This is a genomic window from Rugamonas sp. GW822-FHT03B10 (genome assembly GCF_058801745.1).
Window position 1 is genome coordinate 55,149 of sequence record NZ_JBXANP010000004.1, and the last position, 24,425, is coordinate 79,573.

The 24,425-nt window shown below is 66.9% G+C and carries 21 protein-coding genes; 5 read left to right on the top strand and 16 right to left on the bottom strand.

The genetic code is table 11. The annotated features are described in order from the left end of the window. Positions 1 to 45 precede the first annotated feature (45 nt). Positions 46 to 960 carry a LysR family transcriptional regulator gene (locus AC1RQG_RS08300; RefSeq protein WP_493130175.1) on the top strand — a complete coding sequence of 305 codons (915 nt, stop codon included), beginning with the start codon at positions 46 to 48 and terminating at the stop codon, positions 958 to 960. 86 nt (positions 961 to 1,046) lie between these two features. On the opposite strand, the gene AC1RQG_RS08305 is transcribed toward AC1RQG_RS08300, so the two are convergent. From AC1RQG_RS08305 to AC1RQG_RS08325, 5 genes are all read right to left on the bottom strand, one after another. Continuing rightward, positions 1,047 to 1,766, bottom strand: coding sequence for a PqiC family protein (locus AC1RQG_RS08305; protein WP_493130177.1), 720 nt, complete (start codon positions 1,764 to 1,766; stop codon positions 1,047 to 1,049). Continuing rightward, a complete protein-coding gene (locus AC1RQG_RS08310; protein ID WP_493130179.1) occupies positions 1,763 to 3,388 on the bottom strand; it encodes a PqiB family protein in 1,626 nt (541 codons plus the stop codon). The genes AC1RQG_RS08305 and AC1RQG_RS08310 overlap by 4 nt, the downstream gene beginning before the upstream one ends. After that, on the bottom strand, positions 3,369 to 4,670 hold the full coding sequence (locus tag AC1RQG_RS08315; protein WP_493130181.1) for a paraquat-inducible protein A: 1,302 nt from the start codon (positions 4,668 to 4,670) through the stop codon (positions 3,369 to 3,371). The genes AC1RQG_RS08310 and AC1RQG_RS08315 overlap by 20 nt, the downstream gene beginning before the upstream one ends. Positions 4,671 to 4,769: 99 nt before the next feature. After that, the gene (locus AC1RQG_RS08320; protein WP_493130183.1) at positions 4,770 to 6,002 is read right to left on the bottom strand and encodes a M20/M25/M40 family metallo-hydrolase; all 1,233 of its coding nucleotides are present in this window, start codon (positions 6,000 to 6,002) and stop codon (positions 4,770 to 4,772) included. A gap of 30 nt (positions 6,003 to 6,032) precedes the next feature. Next, the gene (locus AC1RQG_RS08325) at positions 6,033 to 7,250 is read right to left on the bottom strand and encodes a urate hydroxylase PuuD (RefSeq protein ID WP_493130185.1); all 1,218 of its coding nucleotides are present in this window, start codon (positions 7,248 to 7,250) and stop codon (positions 6,033 to 6,035) included. Positions 7,251 to 7,359: 109 nt separating this feature from the next. Between AC1RQG_RS08325 and AC1RQG_RS08330 the strand changes: the two genes are divergently transcribed. Then, the gene (locus tag AC1RQG_RS08330) at positions 7,360 to 8,295 is read left to right on the top strand and encodes a LysR family transcriptional regulator (protein WP_493130187.1); all 936 of its coding nucleotides are present in this window, start codon (positions 7,360 to 7,362) and stop codon (positions 8,293 to 8,295) included. Between the two features lie 122 nt (positions 8,296 to 8,417). Here the strand turns inward: AC1RQG_RS08330 and AC1RQG_RS08335 are convergent, their stop codons facing one another. The 11 genes from AC1RQG_RS08335 to aptA form a co-directional block, all read right to left on the bottom strand. Continuing rightward, positions 8,418 to 8,714 carry a hypothetical protein gene (locus AC1RQG_RS08335; RefSeq protein ID WP_493130189.1) on the bottom strand — a complete coding sequence of 99 codons (297 nt, stop codon included), beginning with the start codon at positions 8,712 to 8,714 and terminating at the stop codon, positions 8,418 to 8,420. A 338-nt stretch (positions 8,715 to 9,052) separates the two neighbouring features. Beyond that, positions 9,053 to 9,271, bottom strand: coding sequence for a hypothetical protein (locus AC1RQG_RS08340; protein ID WP_493130191.1), 219 nt, complete (start codon positions 9,269 to 9,271; stop codon positions 9,053 to 9,055). 211 nt (positions 9,272 to 9,482) lie between these two features. Next, entirely contained in the window at positions 9,483 to 9,806 is a 324-nt protein-coding gene (locus tag AC1RQG_RS08345) for a hypothetical protein (protein WP_493130193.1), read from the bottom strand. A gap of 127 nt (positions 9,807 to 9,933) precedes the next feature. Beyond that, complete coding sequence (locus tag AC1RQG_RS08350; protein WP_493130195.1) at positions 9,934 to 11,196, bottom strand: Zn-dependent hydrolase; 1,263 nt, start codon at positions 11,194 to 11,196, stop codon at positions 9,934 to 9,936. A gap of 14 nt (positions 11,197 to 11,210) precedes the next feature. Continuing rightward, the gene (gene hydA / locus AC1RQG_RS08355; RefSeq protein ID WP_493130197.1) at positions 11,211 to 12,608 is read right to left on the bottom strand and encodes a dihydropyrimidinase; all 1,398 of its coding nucleotides are present in this window, start codon (positions 12,606 to 12,608) and stop codon (positions 11,211 to 11,213) included. A gap of 16 nt (positions 12,609 to 12,624) precedes the next feature. Next, positions 12,625 to 14,109, bottom strand: coding sequence for an NCS1 family nucleobase:cation symporter-1 (locus AC1RQG_RS08360; protein ID WP_493130199.1), 1,485 nt, complete (start codon positions 14,107 to 14,109; stop codon positions 12,625 to 12,627). A 118-nt stretch (positions 14,110 to 14,227) separates the two neighbouring features. Next, positions 14,228 to 15,568, bottom strand: coding sequence for an NAD-dependent dihydropyrimidine dehydrogenase subunit PreA (gene preA, locus AC1RQG_RS08365; protein WP_493130201.1), 1,341 nt, complete (start codon positions 15,566 to 15,568; stop codon positions 14,228 to 14,230). Then, on the bottom strand, positions 15,561 to 16,949 hold the full coding sequence (locus AC1RQG_RS08370; RefSeq protein WP_493130203.1) for an NAD(P)-dependent oxidoreductase: 1,389 nt from the start codon (positions 16,947 to 16,949) through the stop codon (positions 15,561 to 15,563). Before AC1RQG_RS08370 ends, preA begins: the two co-directional genes overlap by 8 nt. A gap of 154 nt (positions 16,950 to 17,103) precedes the next feature. After that, on the bottom strand, positions 17,104 to 18,606 hold the full coding sequence (locus tag AC1RQG_RS08375; protein ID WP_493130205.1) for a CoA-acylating methylmalonate-semialdehyde dehydrogenase: 1,503 nt from the start codon (positions 18,604 to 18,606) through the stop codon (positions 17,104 to 17,106). A 36-nt stretch (positions 18,607 to 18,642) separates the two neighbouring features. Next, positions 18,643 to 19,758, bottom strand: coding sequence for an alanine dehydrogenase (gene ald / locus AC1RQG_RS08380; protein WP_493130207.1), 1,116 nt, complete (start codon positions 19,756 to 19,758; stop codon positions 18,643 to 18,645). A 233-nt stretch (positions 19,759 to 19,991) separates the two neighbouring features. After that, positions 19,992 to 21,308: an omega-aminotransferase AptA gene (gene aptA, locus AC1RQG_RS08385; RefSeq protein WP_493130209.1), complete on the bottom strand. Its 1,317-nt coding sequence runs from the start codon at positions 21,306 to 21,308 to the stop codon at positions 19,992 to 19,994. A gap of 195 nt (positions 21,309 to 21,503) precedes the next feature. Between aptA and AC1RQG_RS08390 the strand changes: the two genes are divergently transcribed. The 3 genes from AC1RQG_RS08390 to AC1RQG_RS08400 are packed head-to-tail and all read left to right on the top strand — an operon-like array spanning position 21,504 to position 24,313. Continuing rightward, positions 21,504 to 22,973, top strand: coding sequence for an aminotransferase-like domain-containing protein (locus AC1RQG_RS08390; protein ID WP_493130211.1), 1,470 nt, complete (start codon positions 21,504 to 21,506; stop codon positions 22,971 to 22,973). A gap of 11 nt (positions 22,974 to 22,984) precedes the next feature. Next, entirely contained in the window at positions 22,985 to 23,680 is a 696-nt protein-coding gene (locus tag AC1RQG_RS08395) for a TetR family transcriptional regulator C-terminal domain-containing protein (RefSeq protein WP_493130213.1), read from the top strand. Positions 23,681 to 23,707: 27 nt separating this feature from the next. After that, positions 23,708 to 24,313, top strand: coding sequence for a GNAT family N-acetyltransferase (locus AC1RQG_RS08400; RefSeq protein WP_493130215.1), 606 nt, complete (start codon positions 23,708 to 23,710; stop codon positions 24,311 to 24,313). Positions 24,314 to 24,425 lie beyond the last annotated feature (112 nt).

Sequence of the window (24,425 nt, forward strand, 5' to 3'; positions counted from 1 at the left end):
TATAATTCATCAAATGAATAGTATTAATCGTCCTGTATAAATATCATGCATATATCCCGTGTCGACCTCAATCTGTTCATCGTGTTCGAAGCCATCTACGCCGAGGGCAGCCTCACGCGCGCCAGCCTCAAGATGAACCTCACGCAGCCGGCCATCAGCCACGCGCTGGGCCGTTTGCGCCAGCTGTTCGACGACCCGCTGTTCGAGCGCCAGGGCCACGTGATGGTGCCCACGCCGCTGGCGCGCTCCATCATCGAGCCGGTGCGGCAGGCGCTGCGCGGCTTCGAGGTCACGCTGAACGGGGTGGAACGCTTCGACCCGGCCAGCAGCGAGCGCACGTTCTCGGTGGCGCTGCGCGACGTGCTGGAGGCCAGCGTGCTGCCGCCGCTGATGGCCGAGCTGGCGCACGGCGCGCCGTCGGTGGGGCTGAACGCGCTGCAGGTGGGGCGGCGCGAACTCGAGAGCGAACTGGCGGCCGGCACGCTGGACGCGGCCATCGACATCCTGCTGCCGCTGTCGGCCGACATCCGCCACACGCGGCTGGTGCGCGACAACACGGTGGTGCTGGTGCGGCGCGACCATCCGCTGGTGCGAGGCGGGACGCTGGACATGGACACCTATCTGAAGCTCGAGCACATCATGGCCAGCTCGCGCCGGCGCGGGCCGGGGCTGGAGGATTTCGAGTTGAGCCGCATGGGGCTGCAGCGGCGCATCCGTCTGCGCTGCCAGCACTACTTCTCGGCCTGCCGCGTGGTCAGCCAGACCGACCTCGCGCTGACCATCCCGGAGCGGCTGGCGCAGGTGGTGAACCAGCAGTTCGACAACCAGATCCTGCCCTTCCCGCTCGCCATGCCATCGCTCGACATCTACCTGTACTGGCACGCCAACGTGGACAACGACCCGGCCAACGTGTGGCTGCGCGAGCGGTTGACGGCGGTGACGGCGACCTTGCCCGGCTAGGTCGCCATAAACCGGGGTCAGGTCATGCCATCACGCAACCACGCACATTGCGTGGTTGCGTGATGGCATGACCTGACCCCGGTTTTTCAGCAGCCGGCGGCGCCGCTGGACAGGCGTTGGACGGCGGCGCTGATGGCGTCGGCCAGCCGGCCGACCGCGCGGCGGTGGCCTTCCACCAGCGCGTCGTAGCCCGGCCCGACCTGCTCTTTCAGTTCGCTGCGGCAGGTCAGCACCTTGGGGCTGCCGGCCAGCCGCACGCTCCACACGGCGTCCAGCAGGGCGTACTGGCCCGGCGCCGATTCGAAGCGCTGCACGCTGGTGCTGATGCGGTAGATGGCCGCGTGCTCGGGCGTGGGCGTGCGGAACACGTCGATCGCGTGCAGCCGCGCCGTCAATGCCAGCGACAACGCTTGTCCCAGCTCGGGCCCCAGCGGCGCGGCCCACCGTTCCTGCTCCAGCAAATCGACGCGCCCCGCGCCGGTGCTCACCACCAGCTGGCTGCGCGCCACTTGCGGCGGCACGCTGGGCGCGAGCACTTCGATGAAGTACGGGGCGGCGGTGCTGCTGCTTCCGGCGGCGGCGGTGCTGCTGCTTCCGGCGGCGTCGCCGCTGCCGTTGTCGGCGGCGGTCCCCTGCTGTGCAACCGGCAGTCCGCTGCTCAAACTGTAGAAATGCTCGGGCGGCGCGCTGGCGCAGCCAGCCAGCGCCATCATCGATGCCAGCGCCAGCGCGCCTTGCGTGGCGTACGTCCGCATGGCCGATGGCGGCGCGGCGTTCAGGCGCCGCGCGGGGGACGTGGACCTCATTTGCGTTCTCCTTGTTTGCCCCGGATCAGCGCCTCGGGATGGCGCTCCAGGTAGTCCGACAGCGCGTTCAGCGATTGCAGCGTCTGCGTCAACTGCTGCAGCGCTTCGCGCAGGTCGGACTGCACCGGCGAGTCCTTTTGCAGCAGCACTTCGGCCGTGCCGAAGGTCTGGCGCGCCGCGCCCAGCGTCTGCTTCATTTCCGGCATCAGCTGCGCGTCCACCTGCTTGAACAGGGTGTCGGCGCTCTTGAGCGTGTCGCGCAGGTTGGCGCCGATCTCCGCGAATGGCACCTGGTCGAGCTTGTGGGCGATGCTGGCGATCTGGGTCTGCAGTTCGTCCAGGCTGTTGGGCACGGTCGGCATCACCATCGGGTACTGGCCCATGTCCAGCTTCACGTCGGGCGCTTTCGGGAAGAAGTCGAGCGCCACATACAGCTGGCCGGTCAGCAGATTCCCCGTGCGCAGCTGGGCGCGCAGGCCACGGCTCACCATGCGCTCCAGCACGACCTGGCCGGCGTTGCGGTCGGGGTCCGCCGCCATCGCCTGCTGGAAGCGCTTGCCCAGCCGTTCGGGATACATGTCCACCGTGACGGGCATGCGGAAGCTCTTCTTGGCCGGGTCGTATTCGACGCCGACCGAGCGCACCTCGCCCAGCACGATGCCGCGGAAGTCCACCGCCGCCCCCGGCGACAGCCCACGCAGGGACTGGTCGAAATACAGCACGGTGGTGATCGGCAGGCCGTCCGGCTCGCGCATGGCGCTGGCCTGGTCCGGCGCCAGCAGGAAGTTGGCGCCGGGCGGCGCCTCCGCCTCCGGCTTCTGTCCGCTGATCGATTCGAAGGCGAGGCCGCCCACCAGCAGCGCCGTCAGCGACTGCGTGTTGAGCTTGAAGCCGTTCGAGTCGAGCCGCACGTCCACGCCGCTGGCATGCCACCAGCGCGTGTTCTGGCCCACGTAACGGTCGTACGGCGCGTTGACGAACACCGTCATGCTCACGCCGCGCCCCTTGTCGTCCAGGTCGAAGCCGATCACCTGGCCGACCTGGATGCGGCGGTAGAACACGGGCGAGCCGACATCGATCGAGCCGAGGCTCTCGCCGTGCAGCGTGAACTGGCGGCCTTTCTGGTCGCCCGTCACCTGCGGCACGCGCTCCAGTCCCGTGAATTCGTCGCGGGTGACGGCCGACTTGCCGGCGTCCACGCCGATGTAGGCGCCCGACAGCAGCGTGCCCAGCCCCGACACGCCGCTCGCGCCCACGCGCGGGCGCACCACCCAGAAGCGCGTGTCCTCGGCCGTGAAGCGCCTGGCCTCCTTGCTCATGTCGATCGTCACCAGCACCTTGGACAGGTCGGGCGACAAGGAGATGGTGCGCACCAGGCCGATGTCGACGTCCTTGTATTTGACCTTGGTCTTGCCCGGCTCCAGCCCGTCGCCCGTGCGGAAGCTGACCACCACGGTGGGGCCCTGGTCCAGTATCGACTTGACCACCAGCGTGGCGCCGATCAGCGCGGCCAGCAGCGGCACCAGCCACACCAGCGACGGCAACCAGCGGCTGGCCTTTTCCACCACGGGCGCCGGCAGGTGGACGGCGCTCCCCTCGCCTTCAGGGCCTGTTTCTTCCATCGGTTTCTCCATTCGCTCCAAGATGATCCCATATCAGGCGCGGGTCGAACTGCATGGACGCCAGCATGGTCAGCACCACCACCGCGCAGAAGGCCAGCGCGCCGGGGCCGGCCGTGATCACGGCCAGCGCCTGGAAGCGCACCAGCGCCACCGTCAGCGTGATGACGAAGATGTCGAGCATCGACCAGCGCCCCACCAGCTCGACCAGCCGGTACAAGACGGTGCGCTGCAGGGGCCGCCAGCGCGAGCGGCGCTGCGCCGTCCACGCCAGCAGCGACAGCGCGGCCAGCTTCAGCACCGGCACCACGATGCTGGCGATGAAGATGATGGCCGCCAGCGCCGGCGAGCCGCTGTGCCAGAAGTAGATCACGCCGCTGATGATGGTGTCGTCCTGCTTGCCGAACAGGGAGTGCGTGACCATCACGGGCAGCACGTTGGCCGGGATGTAGAGGATGGCGGCGGCCAGCAGCAGCGCCCAGGTGCGGGCCACGCTGTCGGGCCGGCGCCGGTGCAGGACGGCGCCGCAGCGCGGGCAGCGCTGCTGTTCTTGTCGATGTTGGTGCTGATGCGGATATTGGTGCCGGTCCACGCACACCAGCCCGCACGCGTGGCAGGTGAGCGCGGGCGCGCGTCCGGCCAGCACGGGCGCCGGCGCCGGCAGCGCGGCGCCGCGCGCGCGGGCCTGTTCGTCGGCCAGGTTCCACAGGATGCGCGGGTCGAACGCGGTGACGATGGCCAGCATCAGCGTGAGCGCGCCGAAGGCGAACAGGCCGGGCCGGGGCTCGACCTGGGCCAGGCTGGTCATCTTGACGACGGTGATCAGGATGCCGATCATCAGCACCTCCGTCATGCCCAAGTGGCGCGCGGCGCGCACGGCGCGCAGCAGCCGGTGCAGGCCGGGTGGATGCAGGCCGGCGCGCAGGCTCAGGGTGACGTACAGCAGGCTGCCCAGCTCCACGGCCGGCAGCAGCATGGTGCACAGGAACACGATGGCCGCCACCACTTGCATGTTCTCGTTCCACAGCACGTGGATGGCGCCCAGCAGCGTGGCGCTGGCGCGCTGGCCGTTCACTTCGAGCGCGACGATGGGGGACAGTTGGGCGATGAGGAAGGTGAACGCGGCGCCGAGCACCAGGGCCGCCATGCGGTTGGCGTCGGAGCCGACGCCGCGGTAGAGGACGGAGCGGCAGCGCACGCAGCGCGCCTTCTGGCGCGGCGCGAGCGGGGGCCGGCGATGCAGCTTGCCGCAGTCATGACAGCTGATCAGTTCGTATCTATGCACGGTCACTCTCAGGCTGAGTCCAGCATGCATGATACGACAAGCGGCCGCGCCGTGGCGCGTCGCCGATTGGGCTGATCCCTCCCGACGCGCGCCGCCGTGTTACGCGGCCAGGAAATCGAACAGCGTCATGGCCACCACCTTGGTCGCCTTGCGCAAGTCCTCCAGCAGCAGCCGTTCGTCCGCCTTCTTGGCGTTCGACTCGGGCACGGTGCGCGGGCCGGCGCCGTACAGCACGGCCGGGATGCCCTGCTCGCCGTACAGGCGCGCATCGGCGTACAAGGGCGTGCCCTGGGCCGGGATGTCCTCGCCGATCACGGTCTTGGCGTTCTGCTGCAGCCTGGCCACAAGCTGTTCGCCGCCGGGCAGCGGACGCAGCGCGTGCGACAGCAGCAGGCGCTTGATCTCGACGCGGATGCCCGGTTCGCCGCGCACGGCGTCCTCGATCAGTGCGCGCACCTGGGCCTCCACCACCACCGGGTCTTCCTCGGGGATCATGCGGCGGTCCAGCTTCATCACCACCTTGCCGGGCACCACGTTGGTGTTGGTGCCGCCGTCGATGCGGCCCACGAGGATGGTGGGCGAGTCGATGCCGGGCACCTTGGATTTGACCTTCTTCAGTTCCGGCAGCTGGCCGTAGATGGCGTTGAGGATTTTGGTGGCCGCCTGCAGCGCGTCGTGGCCCGTCTCGGGCATGGCGCCGTGGCCGGACTTGCCGTGCACGGTGATCTCCAGTTGCAGGCAGGCGTTGTGCGCGGTGACGATGTTGTAGCTGAAGCCGGCGGCGATCACGACATCGGGCTTGGTCAGCTTTTGCTGCAGCAGCCAGCCCGGCCCCAGCAGGCCACCGAATTCCTCGTCATACGTGAAGTGCAATTCCAGCCCGCCCTTGAGCGGCACACCCAGCGCTTCGAGCGCGCGCACGGCGAAGATGTAGGTGGCGAAGTCGCACTTGGAGACGGCGGCCGCGCGGCCGTAGATGTAGCCGTTGTCGATCACACCGCCATACGGTGGATAGGTCCAGTTGTCGCCGGGCGGCACCACGTCGCCGTGCGCGTTCAGCGCCACGGTCGGGCCGCCCGGCTGGTAGGGCCGGCGCACGATCAGGTTGGTGATGGTTTCCATGCCGTAGTCGCGCACCACCTGCTCGGGCACGGCGTGCTTTTCCGCCTGCCAGCCGTAGGCCTTGACCAGTTCCGCCACCATGTCCGCATGGGGCGCGTTGTTGCCGGGCGGGGTGTCGGTCGGCACGCGCAGCACCTGCTGCAGCACGCCCACTTCCTCGTCGAAATGGGCGTCGATCCAGGCCGCCAGTTGTTCCTTTTGATTGCTCATCCCATTGTTCTCCTTGATGTTGGGGCGCGCTTACTTGGCGCCGGATTCGTACCAGGCCGCGATGGTGGCCCGCTCCGCGTCCGTCATATTGGTCAGGTTCCCGATCGGCATGGCCTTGAGCTGGACGGCCTGCTTGTAGATCTTCTCGGCGCTCTGGCGGATTTGCTGGTCGGTGTCGAGCACCATGCCCAGCGGCGCCGTGGCGAAGCCGGGCTGGGTGGGATGGGCCGAGTGGCAAGCCACGCAGCGCTGGGCGATGATGGCTTCGACCTTCTGGAAGGCGGCCGCCGGATCGGCCGACGGCGCCACGGCCACCGGCGCGGGCGGCGCGATGGCGACGGCAACGCCCAGCAGCAGGGCCACGCCGGCCACCGGGTAGCGCCACTCCACGCGGCCCTTGTGGCGCAGGTTGAAGAAGTGGCGGATCAACACGCCGGCCGCCATGATGAAGGCCAGCACCAGCCAGGCGTGGTCGTTCCGGTAGGTCATCGCGTAGTGGTTGCTGATCATGATGAACAGCACCGGCAGCGTGAAGTAGTTGTTGTGGACGCTGCGCTGCTTGGCCTTCTGGCCGTGCTTGGGGTCGGGCAGGCCGCCGGCCTGCATGGCCTCGACCATCTTGCGCTGGCCGGGAATGATCAGCATCAGCACGTTGCCGACCATGATGGTGCCGATCAGCGCGCCGACGTGGATGTAGGCCGCGCGTCCGCTCAGCACATGGGTCAGGCCGTAGGCCGCGGCGACGATCAGCGCGAAGATGACGATCCCGAACGGCAGCTCGCGCTGGCCCAGCGGCGAGCGGCACAACAGGTCGTACACGGTCCAGCCCACGACCAGCGTGCCGATGCCGATGCCGACCGCCTGCCAGCTGCCGATGTCGGCCACCTGCTTGTCGATCATCATGGCCTGGGCGTTGAAGTAGTAGGCGATGGTGAGCAGCGCGATGCCCGACAGCCAGGTGGTGTAGGCCTCCCATTTGAACCAGTGCAGTTCCTTGGGCAGTTCGGCCGGCGCCACCAGGTATTTTTGCGGGTTGTAGAAGCCGCCGCCATGGACGGCCCACAGTTCGCCGGACACGCCCTTCTTCGCCAGATCGGAACCCGGCGCGGGCGGGCGGATCGAATTATCGAGCCACACGAAATAAAACGAGGCACCGATCCAGGCGATGCCGGTGATGATGTGCAGCCAGCGCACGATCAGGTTGAGCCACTCGAGGCCATACGGGATCAGGTAGGCAAATGCGTCCATGCGTTCCTTGGGTAAGAGAAGTGGCGAATTTACAGAAGATAGTCGTATTTGGTTCCGGCAACATGAAGATTAGAGTATATTTAACATATCACCAAACATATATCGCACCATGCCCGCCTTGCCGCAACACCTGGACCTGCATTTGATCCGCATTCTCTATATGTTGCTGGTGGAGAAGAACGTGTCGCGCGTGGCGCTCAAGCTCAATCAACCGCAACCGTCGATTTCCGCCTCGCTGCGCAAGCTGCGCGAACTGACGGGCGACCCGCTGCTGGTGCGCGGCGCGCGCGGCATGGTGCCGACCCAGCACGGCGAGAGCCTGCTGGCGCCGGCCAAGCGCATCCTCGACGAGACGGAGAATCTGTTCGTCAAGAAGACGCCGTTCGTGCCGCAGGAGGAAGCGCGCGTGTTCCACATCGCCGCGCCCGATTATCTGGACAGCCAGTTCCTGCCCAATGTGGTGGCCCTGCTGCGGCGCGGCTCGCCGCTAAGCCGCATCAAGATCCACAGCCTGGGGCCCGGTTCCGACTACATCCGCCTGCTGTCGGACGGGGACATGGATCTGGTGATCGCCAACTGGGACGAGCCGCCCGAGCACCTGCACATGTCCAAGCTGTTCGAGGACCCGATCATCTGCGCCATGCGGGCCGACTGTCCGTACGCGATGCGCACCGGCAGCGAGGACATGACGCTGTCCGATTACCTGAACCTGCCGCACGTGCGGCCCACGCAGATGCTGCCCGGCTACCACGGCGTGATCGACTCTTACCTGGACGCGCAGGGCATGCAGCGCAATGTGATGGTGGAATCGGCCTACTTCGGGCTGATCCCCTACATGCTGACGCAGACCGATCTGGTGCTGACCACGGGCCGCCAGTTCTTGCGCTATTACGAGCGCAATCTGCCGCTCAAGACGTTCACCGTGCCCGTCAAATTCCCGGCCATGCGCTTCTACCAGTTGTGGCATGAGCGCGTGCACCAGGCGCCCGAGCACAAATGGCTGCGCGACCAGGTCAGCGCAGCGGCCCGCACGCTGCAGAAGTAAGCGGCGCTTATCAGCCACCGCATATAACCGCCACGCCTCCGGCACAATTTTTCTGGCGCGCGATGCGTCGGCGCGACACTGCTGTCCGTCGTTTTCGGTTAGGGCGCGCGATGGCGATGCGGTTAGTCGCACTTGCCGCGCAGTTTGGCCACGGCCACGAACGGCAATGCCAGCAGACCGAAGAAGACGTAGGTGGGCTGGAACTTCAAGCCGTCCGGGTGGAGGCAGCTTGGGATTTGGGCCTGGTCGAAGGCGGACGACAGGATGTCGGCTTCCGCACTACCACGGTACACCACACCGCCCGGCGCCACGCCCGGCTGCATCTGCTTGTTGGCCACTGCTTGCCGCTCGGCGGCAGCCTGGCGGTCGGCTTCCACCAGGGTTTCATGGATCGCTTCATGGATGACGGCTTCGGTCAATGGCGGATGGCTGGCGGCGAGTGCGGGCGCAAATGGATCAGCGGCGCTTGATACAGCGGCCTGCGCGGATGCGGATGCGGGCGGGGAGATTGGTGGCGGCACGGCACAGGCCGCGCTACTGAAAGCGGCCAGGGTGATAACGGCACAGACTTGAGCCAGACGTCGCATAGGGATCGGGAACACGCTAGGCCGCGCGACGGCGCCGCGCACACGAGCCATTTTTCACTATATATGCCGGCCACACAGCAGTTATCAAAAATAACACACTGTTACAATCCCCCCGTATCCGCCGGCACCACACGAGACATGCGGTTTCATAATAATGCTTATTGGAAAGATCAATTGGCTTTGCTTGTCGCGATGCAGCATAATTTATCTGTCTCCTCCAACTCCGTAAGAAGAATTGGATTTAGCCCGCCACCATGGCGGGTTTTTTTTTGTTCGTCGTCGCGCTCACGCGCGCCCGGTAGCGGCCAGACCAGACTCCACCAGATATACAATCTAAAAATAATGCTTATTGGAAATATAAATTGGCCACGCTTGCCGCGACGCAGCATAATGCAACTGTCTCCTCCAACTCCCTAAGAAGAATTGGATTTAACCCGCCCTCGGCGGGTTTTTTTTTGTCCAGTCATCAATCAAGGTACTGCTGCGGAGCGGCAGGCTCCGTGTGGATTCCATTCGATGTCTCCTTCTCGTTCGGCCATGCGGACGCAAAAAAGCCCGCGCATCTTGCGATGGGCGGGCGTTGCGCGGGCCACGGGTAAGTTAGCCAGCGGTGCGGGCGTTGTGCTTCTTGCGGTAGATCTTGTTGCTGCTGTGGTCCAGTTCCTTGTTCAGGTGGGCGCGTTCCTGGCGCGTCACCTTGCCGTCGGCCTCGGCCTTCACCTTGTCGGCCTCGATCTTCGCTTCGCGCTTCTGCAGATTCGCCGTTTCCTTGCCCGTCAGCTGGCCGCTGTTGATGCCCTGGTCGATGCGCATCTCCTGGCGTTCCTGGCGGGCGTCGATTTTCGGGGTGGCCGTGTTCTGGGCGAAAGCCGGCGCGATCAAGGTGGCCAGGGCAGCGGTCAACAGCACTTTATTGATCTTCATGTTCGTATCCTCTATCGTCGGGGTTGCGGGCAACGCGCCCATGCACACTCTAACGAAACACCGGCCGAACGGTGTACCGCCCAGCTGTAAGGGATGTAACGAGATGCTACGCCGCGCAGCCCCACCGCTAGCCGGCCACACCCGCCCGCTCCAGCATCGCGTGCAGCAGCACATTGCAGCCGGCCTCCAGATGCTCGGTCTTGGCGTCCTCGATCTCGTTGTGGCTGATGCCGTCCTTGCACGGGACGAAGATCATGCCGGCCGGCGCCACGCGCGCCGCGTAGATCGCATCGTGCCCTGCGCCGGACACCACGTCCATGGTCGAATACCCGAGCTTCTCCGTGGCCTTGCGCACGGCCCCCACGCAATCGGGATGGAACGGGCATGGCGGATAGTAGGACACGCGCTCGATCGTGATCCCCAACCCAGTCTCGCTGCGCGTGCGCTCGACGAAGGCCAGCATCTCCTCGTGCATGGCGGTGAGCAGCGCTTCGTTCTCGTTGCGCAGGTCGATGCTGAATTTGACTTCGCCCGGAATCACATTGCGGCTGTTGGGGAACACCTGCACCATGCCCACCGTGCCGCGTCCGTATGGCGGATAACGGTTGGCGATGGCCACCACCTCCTGCATGATCTTCGTGGCCACCTGCAGCGCGTCCTTGCGCAGCCCCATGGGCGTGGGGCCGGCGTGCGCCTCCATGCCGGTCACCACGCAGTCGTACCAGCTCAGGCCCATCACGGCCGGCACCACGCCGATCACCTTGTCGGCATCCTCCAGCACCGGCCCCTGTTCGATGTGGGCTTCAAAGTACGCGCCGATCGGATGCCGGCCCGGCACCTCGCTGCCCTTGTAGCCGATCCGTTCCAGTTCCTCGCCCACCGACTTGCCTTCCACGTCGCGCGCCGCGTAGGCCGTCTCCAGCGTGAAGGCGCCGCAGAACACACCGGAGCCCATCATCACGGGCACGAAGCGCGAGCCTTCCTCGTTGGTCCAGAACGCGACTTCGATCGGCGCCTCGGTCTCGATATTCAAGTCGTTCAGCGTGCGCACCACTTCCAGCCCTGCCAGCACGCCGTAGTTGCCATCGAACTTGCCGCCCGTCGGTTGGGTGTCGATATGGCTGCCCGTGACCACCGGCGGCAACGCGTTGTTGCGGCCGGCGCGGCGCATGAAGACGTTGCCGATCTGGTCCACCGTGACCGACAAGCCGGCGGCCTTGCCCCAGCCGACCACCAGATCGCGCCCCTGCCGGTCCAGGTCCGTCAGCGTCAGGCGCTTGACGCCGCCCTTCGGTGTGGCGCCGATACGCGCCAGTTCCATCAGCGCCGCCCACAGGCGTTCGCCATTGATACGCAATTCGCTCCGCAGTTCACTCCGCAGTTCGCTCATCTCTCGCTCCCCGATCAAGACTTGGCCGACACCGGCACAAAGGCCGGCCGCTCCACATAACGTCCCGCGCCCTCCTCCGCCGTCAGCACGCCACGGTCGAACACCACCTTGCCGGCGGCCAGCGTGGTGCTGGGGATGCCGCGCACGGTGCGCCCTTCAAACACGTTGAAGCCGCCCTTGGCGTGCTGGGTTTTGGCGCTGATGGTGCGCGTGCCTTCCGGATCCCACACCACGATGTCGGCGTCCGAACCCACCGCGATCACGCCCTTGCGCGGATACATGTTGAAAATCTGGGCCGCGTTGGCCGACGTCACGCGCACGAATTCGGACGGCGTCAAACGGCCCGTGTTCACGCCCGCGTCCCACACCACGGCCATGCGCTCCTCCACGCCGCCGCAGCCGTTGGGGATCTTGGTGAAGTCGTCCTTGCCGGCCGCCTTTTGGGCGGCGCAGAAGGTGCAGTGGTCGGTGGCCGTCGTATGCAGATTGCCTCCCTGCAGACCGTGCCACAGGGCGGCTTGATGGTGCTTGCTGCGGAATGGTGGGCTCATCACGTGGCCGGCCGCGAACTCGGGGTCGGCGCTGCGGTAGACGCTGTCGTCGATCACCAGGTGGCCGGCCAGCGCCTCGCCATACACGCGCTGGCCGTTGGCGCGCGCCCGCGCGATGGCTTCCAGCGATTCGGCGCACGATACGTGCACGATGTAGAGCGGCGTGTTGAGCACCCCGGCGATGGTGATGGCGCGGTTGGCCGCCTCCGCCTCCACGGCCGGCGGGCGCGATAGCGGGTGCGACGACGGTCCCGTCAAGCCCTGACGCAGCAAATCCTGCTGCAGCTGGAACACCAGTTCGCCGTTCTCCGCGTGCACGGTGGGAATGGCGCCCAGTTCCAGCGCGCGCCGGAAGCTGTTCACCAGCGTCTCGTCGTCGGCCATGATGGCGTTCTTGTAGGCCATGAAGTGCTTGAAGCTGTTCACCCCATGGTCGCGCACCAGGATGCCCATTTCCTCGCGCACGCTGTCGTCCCACCAGGTGACGGCCACGTGGAAAGTGTAGTCGCCGGCCGCCTTCTGGGCCCAACCGCGCCAGGTGTGGAACGCCTCCAGCAAGGATTGCTTCGGACTGGGGATGACGAAGTCCATGATGGTGGTGGTGCCGCCGGCCAGCCCGGCCGCCGTGCCGGTGAAGAAGTCGTCCTGGGTGACGGTGCCCATGAACGGCAGGTTCATGTGGGTGTGCGTGTCTATCCCGCCCGGCATCACGTACTGGCCGCGCGCGTCGATCACGCGCGCCGAATGGGGCGCTTCCAGGTTCTCGCCGACGGCGACGATCTTGTCGCCGTAGGTCATCACATCGGCACGGAACGCGCGGTCCGCGTTGACGACCGTGCCGCCGCGAATAATCATGGTCATAGGATGGTCCTCTCCGTTATGGCTGGGCCGCCGCGCGCATGGCCGGCAGCGCCTTGCCTTTCATCAGCACACCATACACCAGCGCCGAAATGGCGATGCCGACGAACCAGGCGTAGGTGTAGATGGTCTTGAAGCCGTCCGCCACGCCAGGGAAGGAGGTCGGGAAGGCCGCGTTCAAAAAGCCGGGGATGTTGGGCAGCACGCCGACCACGAAGGCCACCAGCGCCGCCGTGTTCCAGCCGTTGCCGTAGGAGTAGCTGCCGTCCTCGCGGTACAGCTGCGGCACGTCCAGTTCCGTTTTTCGCACCAGGTAGTAGTCGATGATCAGGATGCCGGCGATAGGGCCCAGCAGCGCGGAATAGCCGATCAGCCAGGTGAAGATGTAGCCCTGGGTCGATTCCAGTATCTTCCACGGCATCATCAGGATCGCGATCGAGGCCGTGATGTAGCCGCCCGTCTTGTACGAGATCAGCTTGGGCGCCAGCGAGGAGAAGTCGTAGGCCGGGCCCACCAGGTTGGCCGCCAGGTTCACGCTGACCGTGTCGATCAAGAGGATCAGCAGCGCCACCAGCACCGCCACGCCGGTCATGCGGCTGGCCACGTCGACCGGGTCCCAGATCGCCTTGCCGTACAAGACCACGGTGGCCGAGGTGACGATCACCGCCATCATGGCCAACAATCCCATGGGCACGGGCAGGCCGACCGACTGGCCGAGGATCTGGTCGCGCTGCGAGCGGGCGAAGCGGGTGAAGTCGGGGATGTTGAGCGCCAGCGTGGCCCAGAAGCCCACCATGGCCGTCAGCGAGGGCCAGAACGCGGACCAGAACTGGCCGGCCTTCTTGCCCCCCGCCACGAACTGCGACGGCGCCGACAGCAGGTCGCCGAAGCCGCCGGCCTTGTTGTAGACCCATCCCAGCAGCACGAAGCAGATCAGGATCTTGAGCGGCGCCGTGTAGGTCTCCAGTTTGCGGATCGCGTCCATGCCGTGCACGATGTACCAGAACTGGATGCCCCAGAAGGCCAGGAAGCACGCCAGCTGCGCGCCGTTGATGCCGAGACCCGCCAGCCTCGCGCCGCCGATCTCGCCGCCCATCATCACGCCCAGCAGCGTGTAGATCATCTGGCCGCCGAACCAGGTCTGGATGCCGTACCAGCCGCAGGCCACGATGGCGCGCATCAGCGCCGGCAGCCGCGCGCCGCTGGTGCCGAACGAGGACCGGGCCAGCACGGCGTACGGGATGCCGTACTTGGTGCCGGCGTGGCCGATGGCCAGCATCGGCAGCAGCACGATGGCGTTGGCCAGGAACACGGTCAGCACGGCCTGCCAGCCGGACATGCCGCCTTCGATCAGACTGGCCGACAGGGTGTAGGCCGGGATGCACATCACCATGCCCACCCACAGCGCGGCGAAGTGGTACCAGCGCCAGGTGCGTTGCGCCGCCGAGGTGGGCGCCAGGTCTTCATTCCACAGTTGCGTGCTGCCAGTCGGTTCTTCTCTCACGTTGCTCTCTCCTAGGGTTGATGACGGATCCGGCCCGGCCACCTGCGCGCGTCAGATGGCCGGGCCAGTGTATCCCAGTCTTTGCAATTTTTATACCTAACCCTGTCACCGCTGCGAACTAGTCCTGCGCCACCTCCGCCGCCGGCTCCTGTGCTGCGCCTTGTACCGCGCTTTGTGCTGCGCCTTGGACCGACTCTGCGCGCGGGTTGCGCGGGTCCTGGGTCCAGTTCATGTACGGTTTGCCCGTCTTCTGCGGCACCATCGTGATGCAGCCCTGCACCGGACAAGTGATTTCGCACAGGTTGCAGCCCACGCACTCCTCCTTGATCACCTCGTAGCGGCGCCCGCCTTGCTGGTCGATCAGCTGCGCGATCGACTGGTGCGACGTGTCCTCGCACGCCACGTAGCAGCGGCCGCACTGGATGCAATCGTCCTGGTTGATCTGGGCGATCACCTGGTAATTCATGTCCAGGTATTTCCAGTCCGTCGTGTTGGGCACGGCCTTGCCGGAGAATTCGCTGATGCTACGGTAGCCCTTCTCGTCCATCCAGCGCGACAGCCCGTCCTTCATCTCCTCGACGATGCGGAAGCCGTGCAGCATGGCCGCCGTGCACACCTGCACCGAACCGGCGCCGAGCGCGATGAACTCGGCCGCGTCGCGCCAGTTGCCGATGCCGCCGATGCCGGAGATGGGCAGGCCCGCCGTGGCCGGGTCGCGCGCGATCTCGGCCACCATGTTGAGCGCGATCGGCTTGACGGCCGTGCCGCAATAACCGCCGTGCGTGCTGGCCCCGCCCACGGCGGGGAAGGCCACCATACTGTCCAGGTCCAGGTGGGTGATGGAGTTGATCGTGTTGATCAGCGAGACGGCGTCCGCCCCGCCCTCCTTCGCGGCGCGGGCCGGCCCGCGGATGTCGGTGATGTTGGGCGTGAGCTTGACGATCACGGGCAGCTTCGAGTGCTTCTTGCACCAGCTGGTGACCATGCGCACGTACTCGGGCACCTGGCCCACGGCCGCGCCCATGCCGCGCTCGGGCATGCCGTGCGGGCAGCCGAAATTGAGTTCGATGCCGTCCGCGCCCGTCGCCTCCACCAGCGGCAGGATATCGGCCCACGCCTGCTCCTCGCACGGCAGCATCAACGACACGATCAGCGCGCGGTCCGGCCAGGCCTTCTTGACCTCGGTGATCTCGCGCAGGTTGATCTCCAGCGCGCGGTCGGTGATCAGCTCGATGTTGTTAAAGCCGATCACCTCGCGGTTCTTGCCGTAGTGGGCCGAATAGCGCGACGACACGTTGACAGCCGGCGGATCCTCGCCCAGCGTCTTCCACACCACGCCGCCCCAGCCGGCCTCGAAGGCGCGCACCACGTTGTAGGCCTTGTCGGTCGGCGGCGCGGACGCCAGCCAGAACGGATTGGGCGACTTGATGCCGCAGAATTCGATGCTCAGATCAGCCATGATGCAGCTCCTTGGTCGACGCCTTGGTCGATAACAGGTCGTGGTGGATGGCCAGCGCCGCCAGCTTGCCATGCTGGACGGCCTGCACCGTCAGGTCCTGCCCCGGCGCCACGCAGTCGCCGCCGGCGTAGATGCGCGGCAGGATGGTGCGGAACTGCTCGTCCACGTGGATCTTGTCGCCGTCGCGCTGCAGCGTTTTCGCCAGCGGATCGCCGATGCTGTCCGGGTCCATGCTCTGGCCGATGGCCTTGAAGATGGCGTCGGCCGCGATCTCGAACGTCTCGCCGGTGCCGGCCAGCCGGCCGTTGTTGAGCGCCGTCTTCTCGAAGCGCATGCCGCGCACGCGGCCCGCCTCGTCCAGCAGCACCTGCTGCGGCTGGGCCCAGGTGCGCATGCGGACCTGGTTCTCCTTGGCGATGTGCTGCTCGTGGCCGGTGGCGCTCATGGCGTCGAAGCCGCGCCGGTACACCAGCGTCACCTCCTCCGCGCCCAGCCGCTGGATCTGCACGGCCATGTCGATGGCCGTGTTGCCGGCGCCGATCACGATGGCGCGCGCCGGCACCGGCAGCTGCGACAGATCGTCGGCCTGGCGCAGCGCGGCGATGTAGTCGACGGCCGCCAACAGGCCCGGCGCGTCCTCGCCCGTCAGGCCCAGCCGGCGGCTGGCGCCCAGGCCCAGGCCGAGGAACACGGCGTCGTACTGGGCCTGCAAATCCTTCAGCTGCACGTTGCCGCCCAACGTATGGCCATGGCGGATCTCGATGCCGCCTATGCCGAGCAGGAACGCCACCTCCTTCTGCGCGAAGTCGTCCGTCAGCTTGTATTTGGCGATGCCGTATTCATTGAGGCCGCCCGGCTTTTCCCTGGCTTCGTAGATGACGACGTCGTTGCCCAGCATGGCCAGCCGGTGCGCGCACGACAGCCCGGCCGGCCCGGCGCCCACCACGGCGATCCTGCGGCCCGTGGCCGGCGCGCGCTGGAATGGATGCTGGGTGAACGTCATGTGGTCGATCGCGTAGCGCTGCAGCAGGCCGATTTTGACGGACTGGCCTTCGGCGTCGTGGTTGCGCACGCAGGCGTCCTCGCACAGGATCTCGGTCGGGCACACGCGCGCGCAGCTGCCGCCCAGGATGTTCTGTTTGAGGATGCCAGCGGCCGCGCCGTTCACATTGCCTTCGTGAATATTGCGGATGAAGCTGGCCACGTCGATCTCGGACGGGCAGATGCGCGAGCACGGCGCATCGTAGCAATACAGGCAGCGCGCGCTTTCAATGGCCGCCTGGCGCGCGTTGAGCGCCGGCGCCAGGTCGGTGAACTGCTCGGCCAGCGCGCTGCCCGATTGCCGGGACAGCGGCATGTACTTCAGGGATTCGATCATCATTGCACAATTCCTGACTTGGCTGGTTGACGGGACGCTTGAACCTCTGACCACTGATAAACGTGAGCACCCCGATAAACGTGAGCAGCACGTCGTTCCCGCCTGCGCGCGAACGACGGCCACTCTACTCTCGCTTCGACGGCTACTTCGACGACTCCTACTTCATCTGCGGGAACGAGAATTCCACGCCGGCGCTGGCCGTGTTCGGCCAGCGCTGCATCACGGCCTTGTGGCGCGTGTAGAAACGCACGCCCTCCGGGCCGTAGGCGTGATGGTCGCCGAACAGGCTGCGCTTCCATCCGCCGAAACTGTTGAAGGCCATGGGCACCGGCAGCGGCACGTTCACCCCCACCATGCCGACCTGGATCTGGCGCACGAACTCGCGCGCCACGCCGCCGTCGCGCGTGTAGATGGCCACGCCGTTGCCATACTCGTTGCGGTTGATCAGGGCCACGGCCTGGCCCACGTCGGGTGCGCGCAGCACGCACAGCACGGGGCCGAAGATCTCCTCCTTGTAGATGCTCATGTCCGGCGTCACATGGTCGAACAGCGTGCCGCCCACGAAGAAGCCGTTTTCGCGCCCGGCCACGTGGTAGTTACGGCCATCGACCACCAGCGTGGCACCCTGCTCCTGGCCTTCTCCGATCAGCTTCTCGATGCGCTCCTTGGCCGCGCGCGACACCACCGGGCCCATTTCCGCGCCGGCCGCCATCCCGTCGGCTATCTTGAGGGCGGCCGTGCGTTTGGCCAGCGCGCCGATCAGCTTGTCGCCGGCGTCGCCCACGGCCACCACCACCGAGATGGCCATGCAGCGTTCGCCGGCCGAACCGTAGGCCGCGCCCATCAGCGCGTCGATGGCCATATCCATGTCCGCGTCCGGCATCACCACCATGTGGTTCTTGGCCCCGCCCAGCGCCTGCACCCGCTTGCCGCTGGCGCAGCCACGCGCGTAGATGTATTCGGCGATCGGCGTGGAGCCGACGAAGCTGACGGCCTGCACCACCGGATGGTCGAGCAGCGCGTCCACCGTCACCTTGTCACCCTGCACCACGTTGAACACGCCATCCGGCAAACCGGCCTCCTTGAGCAGGCGCGCATGCAGCAGCGACGGCGACGGGTCGCGCTCGGACGGCTTGAGCACGAAGGTGTTGCCGCAGGCCAGGGCGACGGGGAACATCCACATCGGCACCATCACGGGGAAGTTGAACGGCGTGATGCCGGCCACCACGCCCAGCGCCTGGCGCATCGACCAGGCGTCGATGCCGCGCGAAATCTGGTCCGTGAATTCGCCCTTGAGCAGTTGCGGGATGCCGACGGCGAATTCCACCATCTCGATGCCGCGCGCCACCTCGCCCTGGGCGTCGGCGAAGGTCTTGCCGTGCTCGCGCGTGAGCATGGCCGCGAATTCGTCCGTATGCTGCTGGCACAGCTGCAGATACTTGAACAGCACGCGGGCGCGCGCCAGCGGCGGCGTGGCCGACCACGCGGGGAAGGCGGCGGCGGCGGCGGCGACGGCCGCATCCACTTCCTGCGCCGTGCCCAGCGCCACGCGCGCCACCGGCTCGCCCAAGGCCGGGTTGTACACGTCCGCATAACGGCCGCTGGTGGTGTCGGCCTTGGCGCCGTTGATGTAATGGGTGATGGTGTCGAGCATGGTCATGATGTTCCGTTCAGTTCAAGTCAGGTTGGGTCGCGCTCAGCCCAGCAGGCTGTCCGCTTCGACATAGTGGTAGCCGAGGCCATGCGCCACCGCCTCGTAGGTGACGTGGCCGTGGCAGACGTTCAGGCCGTTCTTCAAATGGGGGTTGGCGCGCAGCGCCTTCTGCCAGCCCTTGTCGGCCAGCGCCAGCGCGTGGCCGATGGTGGCGTTGTTGAGCGCGAAGGTGGAGGTGCGCGCCACCGCGCCCGGCATGTTGGCCACGCAGTAGTGCACCACGCCGTCCACCATGAAGGTGGGCTGCTCGTGGGTGGTCGGATGCGAGGTCTCGAAGCAGCCACCCTGGTCGATGGCCACGTCCACCACCACGGCGCCCTGCTTCATGTGCGAGATCATGGCCGCCGTCACCAGCTTGGGCGCGGCCGCGCCGGGCACCAGCACGCCACCCACCACGAGGTCGGCGTCCAGCACCGCCTCCTCCACCGTGTGCGCGTTCGAGTACATGGTGCTGACGCGGTTGCCGTAGATGAGGTCGAGCTGGCGCAGGCGATCGATGTTCTTGTCGAGGATGGTCACGCGCGCGCCGATGCCGACCGCCATCTGCAGCGCGTTGGTGCCGACCACGCCGGCGCCGATGATGGCGATGTGGCCGGGCGCCACGCCGGGCACGCCGCCCAGCAGCAAGCCCATGCCGCCCTTGGACTTCTCCAGGTGGGCGGCGCCGGCCTGGATCGCCATGCGGCCGGCCACCTCGCTCATGGGGGCCAGCAGCGGCAGGCCGCCATTGGGGCCGGTGATGGTTTCGTAGGCGATGCAGACGGCGCCGGAGGCGACCAGCGCGCGCGTCTGCTCCGGGTCAGGGGCCAGGTGCAGATAGGTGTACAGGATCTGGTCGCGGCGCAGCATCGCGCATTCCTCCGGCTGCGGCTCCTTCACCTTGACGATCATCTCGGCCCGCGCGAAGATCTCCGCCGCCGAGTCGAGGATGGTCGCGCCCGCGCCCTCGTACATCCCGTCGGTCAGGCCGATGGCGACGCCGGCGTTCCGCTGCACCAGCACCTGGTGGCCGCGCAACACCAGTTCGCGCACGCTGGCCGGCGTCAGGCCCACGCGCGACTCCTGGTTCTTGATCTCCTTCGGTACGCCTACTAGCATGCTGTTCTCCTCGCTGTTATTGGAAGAAGTACCACCACCGGGGTCAGGTCATGCGAATCGGAAACCGGGGGCGGCCCGCTGTCGTCATTGCGCTCGCTGCAAACCGGGGTCTGACCCCTTGCCCCGCTGCAAACCGGGGTCTGACCCCTTGCCCCCGCTTGCCCCGCTGCAAACCGGGGTCAGACCCCTTACCCCCGGGGTCAGACCCCTTACACCTTGCTCCCGTTGCCGCGTCAGGCCAACTCTTTCAGCACCTTGGCCAGCTTGCCGAACAACTCGTCGATGTGTTTTTTCTCCAGCACCAGCGGCGGCGACAGGGCGATGATGTCGCCCGTGGTGCGTATCAGCACGCCGTCCGCGAACGCCTTCTTGAACGCGTCGAACGCGCGCGCGCCCGGCTTGCCAGCGATCGGCTCCAGTTCGATGCCGGCGATCAGGCCGATGGTGCGGATGTCGATCACGTGCGGCAGGCCGCGCAGCGAATGCACGGCGTCCTCCCAGTACGACTGCAGGCTGGCCGCGTGCTCGACGATCCGCTGTTCGCGGAACACCTCCAGCGTGGCCAGCGAGGCGGCGCAGGCCAGCGGGTGGCCGGAATAGGTGTAGCCGTGGAACAGTTCGATGCCGGCCGGCGCCTGCATGAAGGCCTCGTACAGGAAGGGCTTGGTGAACACGGCGCCCATTGGCACCACGCCGTTGGTCAGGCCCTTGGCCGTCGTCATCAGGTCCGGCTCCACGTCGAAGTAGTCGGCCGCGAACGGCGTCGTCAGGCGGCCGAAGCCCGTGATCACTTCGTCGAAGATCAGCAGGATGCCGTGCTTGGTGCACAGTTCGCGCAGGCGCTTCAGGTAGCCCTTGGGCGGGATCAGCACGCCGGTCGATCCGGCCACCGGCTCCACGATCACGGCCGCGATGGTGGACGCGTCGTGCAGCGCGACGATGCGTTCCAGCTCGTCGGCCAGGTGGGCGCCGTATTCGGGCTCGCCGCGCGTGAACGCGTTCTTTTCCAGATTGTGCGTGTGCGGCAGGTGGTCCACGTAGGGCAGCATGGCGCCATACGGCTTGCGGTTGCCGGCGATGCCGCCCACCGAGATGCCGCCGAAGCCGACGCCGTGGTAGCCGCGCTCGCGGCCGATCAGCCGGGTGCGCGTGCCCTCGCCGCGCGCGCGGTGGTAGGCCAGCGCGATCTTAAGCGCCGTGTCCACCGCCTCGGAACCGGAGTTGGTGTAGAACACGTGGCCGAAGCGGTGGTTGGTGTACTCCATCAGCCGTTCGGCCAGGTCGAAGGCGGCCGGGTGGCCCATCTGGAAGGTGGGCGCGAAATCGAGCTGGCCGATCATCTCGCGCACGGCGGCCACGATCTTGGGCTGCGCGTGGCCGCATGGGACGCACCACAGGCCGGCCGTGCCGTCCAGGATGGTGTTGCCGTCCACGTCCTTGTAGTACATGCCTTCGGCCGACACCAGCAGCCGTGGATGGACCTTGAAATCGCGGTTGTTCGTGAATGGCATCCAGAAGGACGCCATGGATGCCGGGCGGGTTTCATTCATGTCTGACTCCAGTTGCGTGGGACGACGCCGCGCTGCGCGCGCATCGTAAAAATAATTTACCAGTTGGCAAAATGATGATGCAATAATAGACAGCGCAATAACTATGGCACAGATACACAAATATCAAAACGCGCCAACCGTACAGGCGGCAAAAACACTACAGTTTTGTTCGGCGCAACATGAAGGAGAACATGGATGGGGGACGCGGACACTGCGCCCGATCAGCACCCGGCCACGCCGCCCGGCAACGGCTGGCCCGTGGTGGCCATTGCGCGCGGCGGCAAGGGCAGCCTGGTGGACCAGATCGTGGCCGCCATCAGCGCCCTGGTGGGCCGGCGCGAGTTGCGCGTGGGCACCAAAATGCCGTCCGTGCGGCAATTCGCCAAGTGTAATGGTGTCAGCACCTTCACTGTGGTGGAGGCCTACGACCGGCTCGTGACGCTGGGCCTGCTTTCCTCGCGGCGCGGCTCCGGCTACTTCCTGGCCCGCCAGGACGTGCCGGCCGCGCTGCTGCCGGCGCCGTTCCACCCGACCCCGGCCGCCATCGACGCGCTCACGCCGGAACTGTACTCGGGCATGTCGGACGCGCTGCCGGTGGGCGCCGGCTGGCTGCCGCCCGAGTGGTATGGCGAGGATACCATCCTCGACGCCGTGCGCCACGCCATGCGCATCCCGGCCAACCGGCTGCGCGGCTACGGCCATCCGCTGGGTTTCCCCACGCTGCGCCAGCACATGGCCGCCACGCTGAGCGAGGACCTGGTCGCGGTCGAGCCGGAGCAGATCCTGCTCACCCACGGCGCCACCCACGCGTTCGACCTGATCCTGCGCACGCTGACCAAGCCGGGGGACACGGTGCTGGTCGAGGACCCCGGCTACAGCAACCTGCTGTCGCTGATCCGCCACCACGGCTGTGTGGCCGTCGGCATCGCGCGCGGCGAACAGGGGCTGGACATGGAGCAGCTGGCGGCCCAGGCCAGGGCCACCCAGCCCAAGCTCATGTTCGTCAACACGGCCCTGCAAAACCCGCTCGGCACCTCGCTCAGCGCGGCCCAGGCCCACCGCCTGCTGGCCCTGGCCGAGCAATTCGACTTCTGGCTGGTGGAGGACGACATCTACCGCGAGCTGGCGCCGCGCGGCGAGGCGTCGCTGGCGGCCATGGACGGGCTGCGGCGCGTGATCCGGGTCGGCAGCTTCTCCAAGACGCTGTCGCCGGTGCTGCGGGTGGGCTCGATCTGCGCCTCGTCCTCGCTGCTGCCCGAACTGCTGCGGGTGAAGATGCTGGCCGGCCTCACCACGTCCGAGATCAACGAGCGCGCCGTGTACCACGCCATCACGGCGCGCCCCTACAAGCGCATGGTGGAACGGCTGGTCGCCCAGCTCGACGCCGGGCGCGAGCGCACCATGGTCCTGCTGCGCGAGGCGGGCATGGCGCCGCTGGCGCGCCCGCGCGGCGGCATGTTCGTCAGCGCCGGCTGGCCGGACGCGCCCACGCCGGAGTGGAACGGCAAGGTGGTGGCCGAACTGGCGCTGAAGGCCGGCATCCTGCTCTCGCCCAACGACTTTTTCCTGCTGCGCCCCGCCGAGACGATCTGGTTCCGCTTCAACGCGGCCTACGCCGACCGCCCGCAACTGCTGCAATTCCTGCGCTCGATACGCCCGAGCTGAAAGACGCCACCATGCCGAACCCCAAACCAACGACCAGCCCCGCGCCCCGCCACAGCCGGCGCGCCCTCAACCGCGACCGACTGGAGGCCGACATCGCCGCCGAAGCCGTGCGCGTGTTCGCCGAATGCGGCTACGAAGGCACCTCGATCGCCACCGTGGCCGAGAACGCGGGCCTGTCCAAGCAGAACCTGATGTACTACTTCCCGTCCAAGCAGGCCCTGTACCAGCGCGTGCTCGACAACGTGCTCGACGAATGGCTGGAGCGCATGGAGAACCTGGCCGACCCCGGCCAGGAGCCGCAGGACGTGCTGCGCGCCTACGTGCAGGCCAAGCTGCGCTTCTCGCGCGAGCAGCCATGGGCCTCGCGCGTGTACGCGATGGAGGTGATCGGCGGCGCGCCCCTGTACGGCGCCCAGATCCAGAACCGCGTGGTGCCGTTGCTGCGCAAGGATATCGACGTGTTCGAGCACTGGATCGCGGCCGGCAAGATCGCCCCCATCAACGCCACCCACCTGCTGTTCGCGATCTGGGCCATGACCCAGTCCTACGCCGACTTCTCGACCCAGATGGCGCTGGTGCTCGGTCGCAAGCAGCTGACCCGCAAGGATTTCGACGACGCGGAAAAGCTGATCGTGGACATGGTGCTGGCCGCCATCCGGGTGCCGCCGGCCGCCGTGCCGCCGCCGGCCGTGGCCAGTCCCGGCTAAACTGCTCCTTTCACAACGTTGACCGCCATGCCCGTGTTCGAACCCATCCCCCTGCAAACGCCGCGCCTGACCCTGCGCTTCCTGGAACCGTACGACGCCGACGCCCTGTTCGCCATCTACGCCGACCCGCGGGCGATGCGCTACTGGAGTTGCGCGCCGTGGCGCGAACTGGGCCAGGCCGCCAGCCACATCACCACCTCGCGCCAGCATTACGAAAGCGGCGAATCGCTGCGCCTCGCCGTCACGCTGGCCGCCAGCGGGGAGTTGATCGGCACGGCCACGCTGTACAGCTTCCACCGCGCCAACCGGCGCTGCGAGATCGGCTACATGCTGTCGCGCGCGCACTGGGGCCAGCGCTACATGCCCGAAGCGCTGGCGGCACTGATCGACTACGGCTTCGACCAGCTCGACCTGCACCGCATCGAAGCCGACCTGCATCCGGAAAACGGGGCCTCGGCCACCATCCTGGAACGGCTGCATTTCCGCCAGGAGGGTCGGCTGCGCGAGCGCTGGTTCGTGGACGGCGAACTGTCCGACAGCGTGATCTACGGTCTGCTGCGCGGCGACTGGCAGGCCGCACGAGGCAACGACACCCGCGGTAGACCAGGGTCAGACCCGAGGGTCAGACCCTAACGCCCCTGACGCCAGGCGCGGGCGAGCCGGCGCGCCATTCATCGCGCGTTGCCGCAGGCCATGCCCCGCTACGCGCAATTGGTCGGATAGCGCTGTCGCCGCCGCCCCGGCT